This is a genomic window from Achromobacter ruhlandii, assembly GCF_902859695.1.
Taxonomy (GTDB): domain Bacteria; phylum Pseudomonadota; class Gammaproteobacteria; order Burkholderiales; family Burkholderiaceae_B; genus Achromobacter; species Achromobacter ruhlandii.
The window spans coordinates 412503-426122 of sequence record NZ_CADIJL010000003.1 but is presented as its reverse complement, the minus strand read 5'-3'; the positions used below and the strand labels follow the sequence as shown (position 1 = coordinate 426122).

The 13620-nt window shown below is 69.7% G+C and carries 14 protein-coding genes; 5 read left to right on the top strand and 9 right to left on the bottom strand.

The genetic code is table 11. The annotated features are described in order from the left end of the window. Positions 1–140: 140 nt before the first annotated feature. Together HV742_RS06385 and HV742_RS06380 are read right to left on the bottom strand one after the other, a co-directional pair. Positions 141–1232: a M14 family metallopeptidase gene (locus tag HV742_RS06385; RefSeq protein WP_049076688.1), complete on the bottom strand. Its 1092-nt coding sequence runs from the start codon at positions 1230–1232 to the stop codon at positions 141–143. Then, complete coding sequence (locus tag HV742_RS06380) at positions 1232–2563, bottom strand: MFS transporter (RefSeq protein WP_049076697.1); 1332 nt, start codon at positions 2561–2563, stop codon at positions 1232–1234. The genes HV742_RS06385 and HV742_RS06380 overlap by 1 nt, the downstream gene beginning before the upstream one ends. 176 nt (positions 2564–2739) lie before the next feature. On the opposite strand from HV742_RS06380, the gene HV742_RS06375 reads away from it, so the two are divergent. After that, positions 2740–3660, top strand: a complete 921-nt coding sequence (locus HV742_RS06375) for a LysR substrate-binding domain-containing protein (protein ID WP_231891624.1) — start codon at positions 2740–2742, stop codon at positions 3658–3660. A gap of 49 nt (positions 3661–3709) precedes the next feature. Beyond that, positions 3710–4417, top strand: coding sequence for a FadR/GntR family transcriptional regulator (locus HV742_RS06370; protein WP_175144692.1), 708 nt, complete (start codon positions 3710–3712; stop codon positions 4415–4417). 46 nt (positions 4418–4463) lie between these two features. Here the strand turns inward: HV742_RS06370 and otnK are convergent, their stop codons facing one another. The 6 genes from otnK to HV742_RS06340 all read right to left on the bottom strand — a co-directional run bounded on the left by otnK (position 4464) and on the right by HV742_RS06340 (position 9673). Continuing rightward, positions 4464–5726, bottom strand: a complete 1263-nt coding sequence (gene otnK / locus HV742_RS06365) for a 3-oxo-tetronate kinase (RefSeq protein WP_175144691.1) — start codon at positions 5724–5726, stop codon at positions 4464–4466. After that, positions 5723–6628, bottom strand: a complete 906-nt coding sequence (gene ltnD, locus HV742_RS06360; RefSeq protein WP_049076707.1) for an L-threonate dehydrogenase — start codon at positions 6626–6628, stop codon at positions 5723–5725. Before ltnD ends, otnK begins: the two co-directional genes overlap by 4 nt. Next, positions 6625–7602, bottom strand: a complete 978-nt coding sequence (denD, locus tag HV742_RS06355; protein ID WP_059272752.1) for a D-erythronate dehydrogenase — start codon at positions 7600–7602, stop codon at positions 6625–6627. Before denD ends, ltnD begins: the two co-directional genes overlap by 4 nt. After that, a complete protein-coding gene (gene otnI / locus HV742_RS06350; protein ID WP_100505074.1) occupies positions 7599–8390 on the bottom strand; it encodes a 2-oxo-tetronate isomerase in 792 nt (263 codons plus the stop codon). Before otnI ends, denD begins: the two co-directional genes overlap by 4 nt. Positions 8391–8421: 31 nt before the next feature. After that, complete coding sequence (otnC, locus tag HV742_RS06345; RefSeq protein WP_175144690.1) at positions 8422–9060, bottom strand: 3-oxo-tetronate 4-phosphate decarboxylase; 639 nt, start codon at positions 9058–9060, stop codon at positions 8422–8424. A gap of 166 nt (positions 9061–9226) precedes the next feature. After that, the gene (locus tag HV742_RS06340) at positions 9227–9673 is read right to left on the bottom strand and encodes a hypothetical protein (RefSeq protein ID WP_049076714.1); all 447 of its coding nucleotides are present in this window, start codon (positions 9671–9673) and stop codon (positions 9227–9229) included. 194 nt (positions 9674–9867) lie between these two features. Between HV742_RS06340 and HV742_RS06335 the strand changes: the two genes are divergently transcribed. Then, entirely contained in the window at positions 9868–10302 is a 435-nt protein-coding gene (locus HV742_RS06335; RefSeq protein ID WP_175144689.1) for a SecDF P1 head subdomain-containing protein, read from the top strand. A 48-nt stretch (positions 10303–10350) separates the two neighbouring features. Here HV742_RS06335 and HV742_RS06330 read toward each other — a convergent pair whose 3' ends face one another. Further along, positions 10351–11259, bottom strand: coding sequence for an alpha/beta fold hydrolase (locus HV742_RS06330; protein WP_175144688.1), 909 nt, complete (start codon positions 11257–11259; stop codon positions 10351–10353). A 90-nt stretch (positions 11260–11349) separates the two neighbouring features. Here HV742_RS06330 and HV742_RS06325 point away from each other — a divergent pair, with 90 nt between their 5' ends. Then, on the top strand, positions 11350–11736 hold the full coding sequence (locus tag HV742_RS06325; RefSeq protein ID WP_175144687.1) for a MerR family transcriptional regulator: 387 nt from the start codon (positions 11350–11352) through the stop codon (positions 11734–11736). Between the two features lie 435 nt (positions 11737–12171). Beyond that, complete coding sequence (locus HV742_RS06320; RefSeq protein ID WP_175144686.1) at positions 12172–13617, top strand: gluconate:proton symporter; 1446 nt, start codon at positions 12172–12174, stop codon at positions 13615–13617. Positions 13618–13620 lie beyond the last annotated feature (3 nt).

Here is a 13620-nt window from a genome sequence, read left to right as displayed (position 1 = left end):
CGAAACCCCTGCTTTCCCTGCGTCTTGCCTGTCATTTTCAGCCTCTTTGATGTTATATCATTACAACCAGCTGAAGGATGATATAACATCTCGATGACAAAGCAAGGCCGATTCCCGCGAATCGGCCTTGCCGGCAAGTGTCAGTCCCCCGCCAGGCCCAGCACGGCTTGCAGCACCGCCACCCGGCTCTGGCCGAGCACCGCGCCATGCCAGTCCGGCGCATCGCAATAGAACGCTTCCAGCGTCGTGCGCAGGATCTGGTCGCGCAGCGCCGGCGCGGCGTCGGGATGCGCGCGCAGCCAATTGCGGCCACGCAGCGCATCCACCACTTGCTCGGCGGGCTGCGTGCCATATTCCAGCGCCATCAGCGTCGGCACCGAATCCGGGCAGGCCTGGTAGATCAGGCCCGCCAGGTGCCCGGTAATGTCCACCGAGGCCGACGTGCCCTGGTACGGCACGGCGATGTCGGTGCCCCACCAGCGGCGCGCGCGCGCCACTTCGGCCTCGTCGCGGCGGCCCGCGTAGATCTTCTCGCCATGGCCACGCGGTCCCAGCCCCGTGTGCACGTCGATCCAGCCGATCTGCCTGTATGCGGCCGCATGCTGCTGGAGGATGCGGCGCAGGTTCGACAGCGAGGCGGCCGGGCGGTCGCCGCCATAGAACAGGCCATCGGCATGCGTGTATTGACCGCGGGTGACGGCCTGCTTGAAGGCCGGCAGGCCGTTTCCGGCGATGTAGGCGGCGATCTGCTCGCGGTTGCTGTCCGACGGCGGCCACTGCTCGGGCAGCAGCAATTCGTGGATGCGCCCGTACTCCGGATTGGCCGGCAACGGCTGCCCGTCAAAGGGCTGCGCGTTGCGGTTCAGGTCGACATTGCCCTCGTCGGTGCGCGCGATCCACGAGAAGCCATGCGGGTTCACCGCATGCACCAGCAACAGCGCCACGCCGGCCTGGCGCGCGCGTTCCAGCATCTCGGCGTCGTCCAGCAGGGCCAGCTGGCAACCTGAGCCACAGAAGCCCTCCACGCCGTGGGTCGCGGAAGTCATGATCAGCAGGCGCGTGGCTGTCTTGTCGCCGATCAGCGCCACGTCGGTGGCCAGCGCCTCGCCCTCGCGCCCCAGGGGCGCGACGGGATAGGACGCGAACTGCGCGGCCAGCGGCCGGGCCGCCGCCGTGAAGCGCGCGCGCGCTTCGGCGTAGCTGCGGGAAAAATAGGGCGTAGCGGATTGCATCAGGCCTCCTGGTTGTCGATATCGTCGCCGGTGCGGTCGCGGATCCAGAACAACACCACCGTGGAAAGCGCCACCGCCACCATCAGGTACCAGGCGGGCGCCATGGGATTGCCGGTCACGTGCAGCAGCCAGGTCACGAAGAATTGGGCGAAGCCGCCGAACACGGAAATCCCCAGACCGTACACCACCGACATGCCAGTGGTACGCACGGACTTCGGGAACAGTTCGGGCAGCATGGTGATGCCGGGCGCGGATTGCAGCGCCAGCAGGATCGACAGCAGCGCCACCACCAGCATCAGCCGCATGCTGCTGGGCGCGGCGATCAGCCATTCGAAACACGGCAGCAGCACCGCCACCGTCGTCACCCGCGACCAGAAGATCACCCGCTTGCGCCCGACGCGGTCGGCCAGCATGCCGACCAGCGGCGCGAACAGGAAGCCGACCGCGCCCACCACCACGCTGGCCGACAAGGTCGAGGTCGCCGGCAACCCCAGTTCGCGATGCGCGTACGACGGCATGTAGAAGCCGATGATCTGCGCGCAGACCATGCCGCCGATCATCAGCAGGATGCCCTTGGCGACCTCGGTCTTGTGCTCGGCGAAGATGCGGCGCAGCGGCTGGTGGCCGCCGCCGCGCGGCCGGCGCGCATCCGGCTCATCGACGTGCAGCGTCTCTTCGAGATTGCGGCGGATGTAGGCGCCCACCGGCACCGTCAGGATGCCGATCACGAACGGCACGCGCCAGCCCCAGGCCTGCATCTGCTCGGCGGTCAGCGCGGCGGTCAGCGTCCCCACCACCACCGCCCCCAGCGCCACGCCGAGGGACTGGCTGCCGAACTGCCAGCTGGAATAGAACCCACGCCGCGACGGCGGCGCGTGCTCGACCAGCAACGTGGTCGAGGCGCCGACCTCGCCCCCGGCGGCGAAGCCTTGGATCAGCCGCGCCAGCACCATCATCACCGGCCCCAGCAGCCCCATCTGCGCATGGGTGGGCGCGGCGGCGATCAGCGCACAACCCAGGCCCATCAACCACAGCGTCAAGGTCATGGCGGCGCGGCGGCCATGGCGGTCGGCGTAAGAGCCGATCAGCATGCCGCCCACCGGCCGCATCAGGAAGCCGACGCCGAAAGTAGCCGTGGTCAGCAGCAATTGCCCGTAGCTGGAGGCCGCCGGAAAGAACAGCGGCCCGATGACCAGCATCAGGAAGGTGAAGACCGTGAAGTCGAAGAATTCGAGCGCGTTGCCGATGGTGGTGCCGGCGATGACCCGCCGGCGCATGGATGGCGTATGCAGGCTGCGCGCGCCGGCGCCGGCCGCGATGGCGATAGACATGTTTTCCCCTTGATGTCCGATCTCTATGCCGGCCCGTGTTTCCGAAGCCGTGGCTAGGGCCTGTTCACACTAAAGCTCCTTTTAGTGTGGACAGGCCCTAGTGAATATACGGATGGCCGCCGAAACGCAAAAGACAGTATTTTTCGCGCAGTGATGACTTTTGCTTATAGCCCGCCGTGCCCGCCCCGATGAACCTGCGCCAGTTGCGCGCCTTCGTGCTGATCGCCGAACATGGCAGCATCCGCGCCGCCGCCCGCGCCCTGTGCGTGACCCAGCCGGCGGCCACGCGCAGCCTGCGCGAACTGGAACAGAGCCTGGGCGCGGAACTGGTGCGGCGCAGCGCCAAGGGGGTGGAGCTGACGCCTTATGGCCAGGCGCTGCACAAGCGCGCCGTGCTGATCCTGCAGGAAGCGCGGCGCGCGCAGGAAGACATCGACCAGATGCGCGACGGCGAGGGCGGCACGCTCAACCTGGCCATCAGTTCGTCGGTGCTGCCGATACTGCCGGCCGCGCTGGCGGCGTTCCGCGCCCGCATGCCGCGCGTCGCGGTAGCCTTTCATGAGGTGGCGCCGCCCTACAGCCATGAACAGCTGGAGACGGGCCGCTACGACCTCGTGGTCCAGACCGAATACGACGGCGACATCTACGACGGCTTTGCCCGCACCACCCTGTTCACCCTGCCGCTGGCGGTGGGCGCGCGCGCCGACCATCCCCTGCGCCACGCAACCGACCTGGCCGAGCTGCGCGACCTGCTATGGCTGATGCCCGGCAATACGCAGACGCCCACCAATCTGCTGCGCCTGGCCTACGCCGAACGCGGCCTGCCGCCGCCCGCCGATGTGATCCCGTGCCAGTCCATCGCCATCGCCCTGGCGATCCTGGGACAGAGCGACGCGGTGGGGTTTTTCGTGCGCAATGGCCTGCACCGCGTGCTGGCGCCGACGTCCTTGTGCATCCTGCCGCTGGCGCACCCGCTGCCGGCGGCGCGGGTATCGATCCTGACGCGCGCCGACTCCCCGCCGACGCCGGCCGCGCAGCTTTTCATCGACTGCCTGAACCGCGCCCGCGCGGCGGCCGGAGCCGCCGGGTTATCATGAAGCCCCTGTCCCGGGGCGGTGCCGCGCCCTCTTCTCACGGCCCCATGCCATGGCCTTTCCCCGACTCCACGCGCCTCCCTCGCTGACCGACACAGTGGCCAAGCAATTGCTCGCCGAGATCGACGCGGGCCGCGTGCTGCCCGGCGAAAAACTGCCCACCGAAACGCGCCTGGCCGAGCAATTCGGCGTCAGCCGCACCGTCATCCGCGAAGCGGTGTCGCGCCTGCGCCAGGACGGCATCGTCGAAGCGCGCCAGGGCAGCGGCGTATTCGTCACCGGCCAGGGCGGCAACCGCGCGTTGCGCATCGACGCGGCCGAATTGGGCTCACTGGACGCGGTGCTGCACGTCGTCGATCTGCGCCGCGCGCTGGAAACCGAAATCGCGGCGCAGGCGGCCGCCCAGCGCGGCAAGCGCGACATGGCCGCAATCGACGACGCGCTGGCCGCCATCACCGCGGCGGTGGACAACGGCGGCGACGGCGTCGCGCAAGACGTGGCCTTCCATCGCAGCATCGCCCGCGCCACCGGCAATCCGTATTTTCTCGCCACCCTGGCCTTCGTCAGCCAGTATCTCGAAGCCGCCACCCGCGTCACGCGCGGCAACGAGGCGCGCCACGCCGACCAGCTGCGCGCGGTGCTGCGGGAACACGAAGCCATCGTCGAAGCCATCCGGCGCCAGGACGTGGAAGCGGCGCGCGAAGCCGCGCGCATCCACATGGTCAACGCCGCCAAGCGACTGCGTCAGGCGCATCGTTGAACGCACCGGCGCGCCAGGGCGCGGCACGGGAATCAGCGATTGACCATCAGGCAGCCCGACGGAAGGCCCGCGTGAAGAAATCAACGCCGCCGAAATTGCCCGACTTCAAGGCGATGCTGATGCGCGCTTGCGCCGCCTGCGCGTAGCCGGCGCACCACGGCACGCCCGGATCGATCTGCTCACCGATGGCCAGTTGCGTCAGCCCCAGCGCCTGCACCACCGCGCCCGAGGTCTCGCCCCCGGCGACGATCAACTGCCGCACCCCGAGCCGCGCCAGGCCCGCCGCGATCCGCGCGATGGCCTCCTCGACCAGCGCGCCGGCGCGCGCCGCGCCCAGGCTGGCCTGCGCCGCCTGCACGGCATCGGGCCGTGCCGTGGAATAGATCAAGAGCGGGCCGTCGGACAGGCGCGGCGCGGCCCAGGCCAGCGCCTGCGCCACGACATCGTCGCCCGCGGCGAGACGCAATGGATCAAGCGCCAGCGCCGGCCGGCCCGCCGCGATAAACGCGGCCACCTGGCCCTGGGTCGCGCTTGAGCAACTGCCCGCCACCACCGCCTGGGCGCCCGGTTCGCGCGGCAATGCGGCGGCCGCGCCCGGCGCCAGGCCCCAGTTGCCGGGCAGGCCGATCGCCACGCCCGACCCGGCCGTCACCAGCGGCATGTCCTTGAGCGCCGGCCCCAGCGCCAACAGGTCGTCATTGCAGATGGCATCCACAATGGCGATCTCCACGCCTTCGCTTCGCAGCGCGTCGATGCGGCCGCGAATCGCATCGCTGCCACGCGCCACCACCGCATAGTCGATCAGGCCGACCTTGCGGCGGGTCTGCGCCGACAACACCCGCACCAGGTTCGGATCGGTCATCGGGGTCAAGGGATGATGCTGCATGCCCGACTCATTCAGCAGCACGTCGCCGGCGAACAGATAGCCCTTGAACACCGTGCGCTGGTTGTCGGGAAAGGCCGGCGTGGCAATGGTGAAATCCGTCTCCAGCGCCGCCATCAACGCGTCGGCCACCGGGCCGATGTTGCCCTGCGCCGTGCTATCGAAGGTCGAGCAGTACTTGAAATAGATCTGCCCGGCGCCCTGCGCCCGCAGCCAGGCCAGCGCCGCCAGCGATTGCGCCACCGCCTCGTCGGCGGGCAAGGTGCGGGTCTTGAGCGCCACCACCACCGCGTCCGCCGGCGTCTCCAGGGGCCCGCTCGGTACACCGATGGCCTGCACGGTGCGCATGCCGGCGCGCACCAGGTTGTTGGCCAGGTCGGTGGCGCCAGTGAAGTCGTCGGCGACGCAGCCCAGTTTGATCGTCATGCGGACTCCGGCAGGGTGATTCCGGGAAAGATCTTGATGACCGCGCTGTCGTCCTCGCGCCCGTGCCCGGCAGCCGACGCCTGCATGAACATCTGGTGCGCGGTGGACGCCAGCGGCAGCGGAAACCTGCTGTGGCGCGCGGTGTCCAGCACCAGCCCCAGGTCCTTCACGAAGATGTCCACCGCCGACAGCGGCGTGTAGTCGCCCGCCAGCACGTGCGCCATGCGGTTCTCGAACATCCAGCTGTTGCCGGCGCTGTGGGTGATCACCTCGTACAAGGCAGCGGCGTCGACCCCTTCGCGCAGGCCCAACGCCATGGCCTCGGCCGCGACGGCGATGTGCACGCCGGCCAGCAGCTGATTGATGATCTTGACCTTGCTGCCCGCGCCGGCGCGCTCGCCCAAGCGGTAGACCTTGCCCGCCATGGCCTCCAGCACGTTGCCGCAGGCGGCGTAGGCGGCCGGGGCGCCGGCGGTCATCATGGTCATCTGGCCCGCGGCGGCCTTGGCGGCGCCGCCGGAGATCGGCGCGTCCAGGTAGTGGATGCCCTGCGCGGCCAGGCGCGACTCCAGCGCGCTCGACCAGGCCGGGTCCACCGTCGAGCACATCACGAACACGCTGCCGGGCCGCAGGGCGGTGGCAATGCCGCCTTCGCCAAACAGCACGCTTTCGGTCTGCTGCGCGTTCACCACCACGCTGACCACGACGTCGCAGGCGGCGGCCATATCCGCCAGCGTCTCGCAAGCCACGCCCCCCTGTTCCGCGAATGCCGCCGCGACGCCGGGCCGGATGTCATAGGCATGCACCCGGCACCCGCCGCGCCGCAGGCTCTGCGCGATGCCCGCGCCCATCGCCCCGAGGCCGATCACACCGACCGCGCGCGCTTCGTTGGACTGGCTCATACCTTCCCCCGCAAGTCGTCACTGATATAGGCGCGGATGATTTCGGCGAAATCGCCGTCACCCGCCAAACCCAGGTCCGCCGCGCGCGCGGTATCCCAACGCCCCGGCCAGCTGCCGACGATGGCCTGCACCCGCGCATCGGCCTGCCAGCCGACGCGGTCGGCCACCGCGTCGCCCGCGATTTCGCGCAAGGCCCGCACCATCTCCGCCGCGGTCACCGATACCCCTGGCAGGTTGATGGGCCGGCGATCCGCCACCGCCCCCGCATCCAGTTCGCAGCCGGCGATCAGCGCCTGCACCGCGCGGCGCGGCGACAACAGCCACAGACGCGTATCGGCGGCCACCGGGCAGGTCGCCGGTTCGCCATTGAGCGGTTCGCGGATGATGCCGCTGGCGAACGACGAGGCCGCCGCGTTGGGCCGGCCCGGACGCACGCTGATCGTGGGCAGGCGCAACGCCCGGCCGTCGACGAAGCCGCGGCGCGTGTAGTCGGCCAGCAGCAGTTCGGCGATCGCCTTTTGCGTGCCATACGAAGATTGCGGATTGAGCGCGGTGTCGTCGCGCACCGTTTCCGGCAACGCCCCGCCGTACACCGCCACCGAACTGGTGAACACCACCCGCGGCCGATGGCCGCGCTGGCGGCACGCCTCCAGCAGCGCGCGCGAGGCATCCAGGTTGATGCGCATGCCCAGGTCGAAATCGGATTCGGCCTGACCGCTGACGATGGCCGCCAGGTGGAAGATCACCGCCGTATCGGCGCCGATCAGGGCCTGCAGGCAGGCCGGATCCGCGACGTCGCCTTCGATCGACCGCACCCGCGTGTCGTTGATGGCATCGGTCCGGGTGACGTCGAGCAGGTCGATCTGGGTGATGGGCGCGCGCTCGCCGTCCAGCGACAGGCGGCCTTGCTCCAGCAGCTTGCGCGCCAGGCGCTGGCCCAGGAAACCAGCGCCGCCGGTGATCAGTATCTTCATCGCCCGCCTCCCGCGAGATAGGGGCTGGCCCAGCCCAGTCCCGCCGTGGTGTCGCCCGCGGGCCGGTACTCGCAGCCGATCCAGCCCGTGTAGCCCAGCGCGTCGACCAGCGCCAGCAGATACGGGTAGTTCAGTTCACCCAGGTCGGGCTCGTGGCGATCCGGCACGCCGGCGATCTGGATATGGCCGATGCCCGGCATGTCGCGGCGCAGCTTCACCGCCAGGTCGCCCTCGACGATCTGGCAGTGGTAGCAATCGAACTGCACCCGCAGGTTGTCGGCGCCGACTTCGGCGCGGATCGCCTGGGCCTCGTCCTGGCGCGTCAGGAAATAGCCCGGCATGTCGCGCGGATTGATCGGCTCGATCAGGATGGTCACGCCGGCCGTGGCGGCAACGCGCGCGGCGAGTTCCAGGTTGCGCAGATACACCTGGCGATGCGCGGCGCGGTCCTGCCCGGCGGGGACCAGCCCGGCCATCACATGCAGGCTGCGATTGCCCAAGGCCGTCGCGTACTCCAGCGCCCGGTCCAGTCCGCGGCGGAACTCGTCCTCGCGGCCCGGCAACGCGGCGATCCCGCGCTCGCCGCCGGCCCAGTCGCCCGGCGGCGCGTTGAACAGCGCCTGCGCCAGTCCGTGGCTGTCCAGGCGCGCGCGGATTTCCGCGGCCGGATGATCGTAGGGAAACAGGAACTCCACGCCCTGGAAGCCGTCGCGCGCGGCGGCGGCGAATCGCTCCAAAAACGGGTGCTCCGCGTACATCATGCTCAGGTTCGCGGCCAGGCGCGGCATGTCGGCTCCTTCGGGTTGAGGTGGGCGCGGGTCAGTAGCGCGCACCGAACACGGCGCGCAGTTCGTCGATGGCGGCCTCGGACAAGGGGGCGGGGCGCGGCTGGGCCATCAGCCACAGGCGCGCGGTTTCCTCCAGTTCCTCCAACGCGTAGGAGGCGTGCGACACCGAACGCTCCCACACCACCGGCCCCAGGCGCTCGAACAGCACCCCGCGCACCTGGGCGGCCAACGCCGCCACCTGCGCGGCCGCCGCCGGGTCGCCGGGACGCCGATAGGGAATCAGGGGAATGCGGCCGACCTTCATCACCTGATAGGGCGTGATCGGCGGCAGCACTTCGTCCTGGCGCCAGACTCCCGCCAGCGTCAACGCCACCAGATGAGTCGAATGCGTATGCACCACGCCGCGCGTGGCCGGGTCGGCCTGGTAGATGCCCTGGTGCAGCGCCAGGGTCTTGGACGGTGTGCCGCCCGAGACGTGGTTGCCGGCCAGATCGACCTTGGCCAGTTCGGCCGGATCGAGCCGGCCCAGGCAGGCATCGGTGGGGGTGATCAGCCAGCCGTCATCGAGCCGCGCGCTGATGTTGCCTGCCGCGCCGACGGTGTAGCCGCGTTGGTAGAGGCTGGCGCCGACCGTGCAGATTTCCTCGCGGATACGGGCTTCCGGCGTCATCGGGCGCCGCCCGCGAGACGGCCACGGGCGACGAAAACGACTTGCGGCATGCGGATCTCCCTCGCAAAATTCATAGGGTCATCATACAAATTTTGCCGAAATCCCCGGTAGCGGGATTACCCGATGGGGCGGCCCGCGCCCCGGCGCGGCTACCGGGCGCCGGCCGCTACAGCGAATACCGGTAATCGCAATTCAGGATCGCCGTGAGCGGGTTGCCCATTCCCGAAGCGGTCGTTCCCCCCGGACGCGGCCCGGTCAGCTTGGCCTGGAAGGTGCCCGCGATATCGCCATTGGCGACCTTCTTGACCGCAACGGTGGCCGGCAACGCATACAGCGTCAGCGGCCAGGTGTCGTCCGGCGCGACCAGCGTGAACACGCCCAGCGGGAAATCCGACACCACGTAGGCCGGATCATCGCCCGAATCAAAAGCCTGCTTGGCGTTGCCGTACGTCAGCGTCAGGCTGAGTTCCTCGGACGACGGCGACGGGATGGTGCCTCGCAGCGCCACCTTGCCGCTTTCCGAAACACACGACAACTCGGCCGGCGCCGAGCCCGCATGGGCGGCGCCCGCCAACAGCAGGCAGGACAGGAACCAGGGGGCGGACGGTTTCATGGCGGGGGTTTCCTCGGGGCGGCCGGTCACGGCCGGGAGCGTTCATCGAGCCGCCATATTAGCGGCCAGACAGGAATCGCCAAACCGTGACCGGCGGCGGGCAATGCCAGCGTTCGCATACAAGTCGTAATATGCGCCGGCGCCGATCGGGCTAGGATGCCGTCATCGATCCGCCCGCCACCCGGAGCCCGCCCATGACCGCTTTCCGATCCCTCGCCTGCGCCGCCCTGCTGCTGGCCGCCGCCGCAACCCACGCCGAAAGCGTGGCCCTGCGGGCGGAGAAGGCCACCGCCGGTATCGACCCGCAGACGTCGATGCGCTACGTCGACGTGGTGCTGCACCCCGACAGCCGCCAGGCCCTGGCCAACTTCACCCGCGACCGCGTCGGCAAACGCATCCAGCTGCGCTCGAATGGCGTGCTGCTTTCCTCGGCCACGCTGCAAAGCCCGCTGGAAGGCGACAGCTTCCGCATCGTCGCTGGCGAACACGGCTTTGCCGGCAAATCCGCCGACGAGATCGCCCGCGGCATCACTTCCGGCGGCGGCCTCACGGTGGACGACGAAGGCAGCACGCCGGGCGACTTCCCCACCCGGCCCACCAAGCGATCCACGCCATCTCCCGGCGCTTGAGCCGATCCGCGCCCGCCCGCGGCCGACGGCCTCCGCGCACCGCGAACGTCAGCGCCTGGCGGCCGCGTCGACGAAGGCCGCCAGGTCCCGGTTGAACCGCTCGGCCTCTTCCACGAACGGCGCGTGTCCCGCCGTCGCATACAGCGTGGTCCGCAGGCGCGGATTCAGTTGCCGGGCCCGTTCCATCGACGGCACGGCGCGCACCAGCGCATCGCGCGCGCCATAGATGAGCCACAGCGGCTTGTGCATCGCGCCCAACCCTTCGCGCGCCGCGATCGTCATGGCCGGCACCGCGGCCTGCATCTCGGACGAGGCCAGGGCGGCATTGGCCAACAGGCGTTCGAACGTGGCCGCGTCCGGCTGCGTCGCGAAGCACAGCGCCAGAAAGGCGCGCTCGGCATCCAGGTGCGTCTTCAGGTCGGCCGACGCCATGCCGCGATACACCGCCGGGTGCGACGCGATCTGGCCGGCCTGCAGTTCGATCACGCCCCCGACGTAGACCGCGCCGGCAATGTCCGCGTCGCCATGCGCGGCCAGGTAGTTGGTGGTCACGGCCGCGCCCAGCGACCACCCCACCAGCACCGGCCGGCGCGCGCCCGAGGCCGCGATCACGGTCGCCAGGTCGTCGGCCCAGCGGCGTCCGTCGGTGTAGGCCAGCGGCGCGGTCGGCTTGCCGGACTGGCCATGGCCGCGCAGGTCGTAGGTGATCAGGCGATAGCGCTGCAACAACGGGCTGGACAACTGCGCCTCCCAGCTGAGGCGGCTGCCCAGCAGACCGTGGATGAACACGATGGCGGGGCCGGCCGGATCGCCGGCCTCCTGGATGGCAAGGGTCACGCCATCCGGCGCGACGGCGGTGTACTGACGGCTGTCGGCAAACGCCAAGGCGTTCGTCGACAGCAGGGCGACGGCCACCAGCAGGTGGCGCAAGCAGCGGAAAAACAGGCGGCCCGGCATGGAACTGACTCCTGGAAGACAAAAGGGGAATCACAGTCTCAACCGTCACACCGGTGTTAGAGTCAAGCGGTCGTTTCGTGAATGTTTGCCATGACACCCCAGCCCGCCGCCAAGCCGATGTCGATCGGCGCCCTCGCCCGCGCCACCGGCGCCAGCCTGCGCTCGATCCGCCATTACGACGCGCACGGCCTGCTGACCTGCACCCGAGCCGACAACGGCTACCGCAGCTTCGCGCCCGCGGCGATCGGCCAGGTGCGGCAGATCCAGCGCCTGATCGCGACCGGCTTCAGCCTTGCCGAGATCCAGGGCTTTCCCGATTGCATGCGCATGATCGAAGGCGCGGCCGCCTGCCCGGAAACCTCCGCGGTGCAACGCCAGCGACTGGCCTCGGTCGAACGACAGATCGCCGACCTCGAACGCCGCCGCGCCCGCCTGCGCGAGATGCTGGCCGAGGGCGCGGCAGCGCCCCAGCGATAGCGGCGCCACGCCCTGCGGCGCGCAGGCGCGCTCCTGCCGCGCGCGCCGCCAGGAAATCCATCGCCGCCCTGGCCGCCGTCGACCGGCGCAGGTCCGGGAACACCGCCTGCCAGCGATCGCGGACGCGCGCTTCGCCCTCCACCGCCAACCGTTTCGGCATGACGTCGCGGTCACTGACGGCGATACCACCGCGCCGAACGCATAACCTTTGGTTATGGCCGCACCCGCTCCACTCATTTGAACCTGTCGCCCGCCGCGCCCACACTCTCACCGTCCAGCGTCAGGCCCACCGATGGGGCCCGGCGGCCTGGACGTTGGACCGCTGGGCATCCATGCCTGCAACATTGCAAGGCAGGATCACAACAATAGGCCGACAACCGCCGGACGCGCAGCGCGTCACGGCCTGGCCACAGAGATGATAGGGACGGAGAAGACATGACCTCATTGGCACAGACGGCGGCGGCGCCTCGCCCGCCCGCCGGCGGCACGCTGCACCCGCGCCGGCGCAATGCCGCCATCGCGGTATTCCTGGTCGGACTGGCCATCGCGCTTTACACCCACTACGCCATGCCGGGCCAGGCCAGCCTGTGGGGCCTGACGCCCGTGCTGGTGTTCGCCATCATCGCGCTGCTGGGCGTGGACATCGTGCTGTCCACCATCGCCGCCATCGTGCTCGGCGCCATCATGACCGGCACCACGCCCATCGCCATGGGCAAGCTGCTGGCCGAATCGCTGGGCTCGTTCATCGCGGTGGTCGGCCTGATCATCGTGCTGGGCGCCGGCGTGGGCGAGGTCGCCGCGCGCACCGGCGCGGCGGAACAGATGGTGCGCGCCATCGTGCGCCGCATCGGCCTGTCGAACCAGGTGCGCGTGCGCCTGGGCATCATGGTGACGTCGACCCTGATCTGCGGCGCCCTGGGCACCCTGGCGGGCGGCAACGCCATCATCGCCGCGGTGGTCATTCCGATCGCCGCCGCCGTGCGCCTGTCGCCGCCCACGGTGGCCGCCCTGTTCCAGACCGCGGGCTCCGCCGGACTGGTGCTGGGCCCCTTCACGCCCAACGTGGTCACGGTGACCGGCCTGACCGGATTGAGCTATCCGCAGTACCTGATGGTGGCGGGCATCCCGATGGCCGTGGCGACGCTGCTGGCCGGCTGGTTCATGTCGGGCCGCATCCAGAAAAAGACCGAGGCCAGCCACCAATACGACGAAGCCGGCGCCGGCGCGGCCGCCTTCGACCTCGATGCGGTCCCCTCGCGCAGCGCCGTGCGGGCGGCGTGGGCGTTCTGCCTGACCATCGTTCTCCTGGCGATCGTCGGCGTGCTCGCCAAGGCGGGTTATGCCTTCGCCATCATCGTCATGGTGGCGCTGGCCACCACCACCGGGCTGGCCGGCGGCATGGGTCCGCGCGCGATTCTGCAGGCGATGTACGCGGGCGCCGGCAAACTGATCTGGATCTTCTTCCTCTTCTGGCTGTTCAACCCGGTGCTGGTGCTGGTGGACCAGCTCAACGCCTACCACGCCGTGCTGGAGCTGGCCAAGCCGCACCTGGCCGGCATCAGCGGCGCCATGCTGTGCGTCATCGTGCTGTGGTTCAACGTCATCGGCCACATTCCCGGCGCGGCGGTGGCGCAGATGACCTTCACCGCCAAGATCTTCGGCCCGTTGCTGGCGGCCGCCGGCGTCGGCCCCGCGGCCACCACGGCGGTTATCCTGGGCAGTTCGCAGATCGACTGGTTCGGTCCGTTCCCCACCTCGGACATGTTCGGCCAGATGGGCCTGGCGCGCTCGGGCGAGCTCAAATACATGCTCTACAACGGCTGGGCGGTGATCCTGGTGAACCTCTGCCTGTTCTCGTCCCTGTTCTTCTTCCTGGTCTGAGGA

Bases quoted from the DNA above. Each gene is read 5' to 3' on its own strand.
- HV742_RS06385 (WP_049076688.1), bottom strand. From the start codon at position 1,232: ATGCAATCCGCTACGCCCTATTTTTCCCGCAGCTACGCCGAAGCGCGC.
- HV742_RS06380 (WP_049076697.1), bottom strand. From the start codon at position 2,563: ATGTCTATCGCCATCGCGGCCGGCGCCGGCGCGCGCAGCCTGCATACG.
- HV742_RS06370 (WP_175144692.1), top strand. From the start codon at position 3,710: ATGGCCTTTCCCCGACTCCACGCGCCTCCCTCGCTGACCGACACAGTG.
- otnK (WP_175144691.1), bottom strand. From the start codon at position 5,726: ATGACGATCAAACTGGGCTGCGTCGCCGACGACTTCACTGGCGCCACC.
- ltnD (WP_049076707.1), bottom strand. From the start codon at position 6,628: ATGAGCCAGTCCAACGAAGCGCGCGCGGTCGGTGTGATCGGCCTCGGG.
- denD (WP_059272752.1), bottom strand. From the start codon at position 7,602: ATGAAGATACTGATCACCGGCGGCGCTGGTTTCCTGGGCCAGCGCCTG.
- otnI (WP_100505074.1), bottom strand. From the start codon at position 8,390: ATGCCGCGCCTGGCCGCGAACCTGAGCATGATGTACGCGGAGCACCCG.
- otnC (WP_175144690.1), bottom strand. From the start codon at position 9,060: ATGACGCCGGAAGCCCGTATCCGCGAGGAAATCTGCACGGTCGGCGCC.
- HV742_RS06340 (WP_049076714.1), bottom strand. From the start codon at position 9,673: ATGAAACCGTCCGCCCCCTGGTTCCTGTCCTGCCTGCTGTTGGCGGGC.
- HV742_RS06335 (WP_175144689.1), top strand. From the start codon at position 9,868: ATGACCGCTTTCCGATCCCTCGCCTGCGCCGCCCTGCTGCTGGCCGCC.
- HV742_RS06330 (WP_175144688.1), bottom strand. From the start codon at position 11,259: ATGCCGGGCCGCCTGTTTTTCCGCTGCTTGCGCCACCTGCTGGTGGCC.
- HV742_RS06325 (WP_175144687.1), top strand. From the start codon at position 11,350: ATGACACCCCAGCCCGCCGCCAAGCCGATGTCGATCGGCGCCCTCGCC.
- HV742_RS06320 (WP_175144686.1), top strand. From the start codon at position 12,172: ATGACCTCATTGGCACAGACGGCGGCGGCGCCTCGCCCGCCCGCCGGC.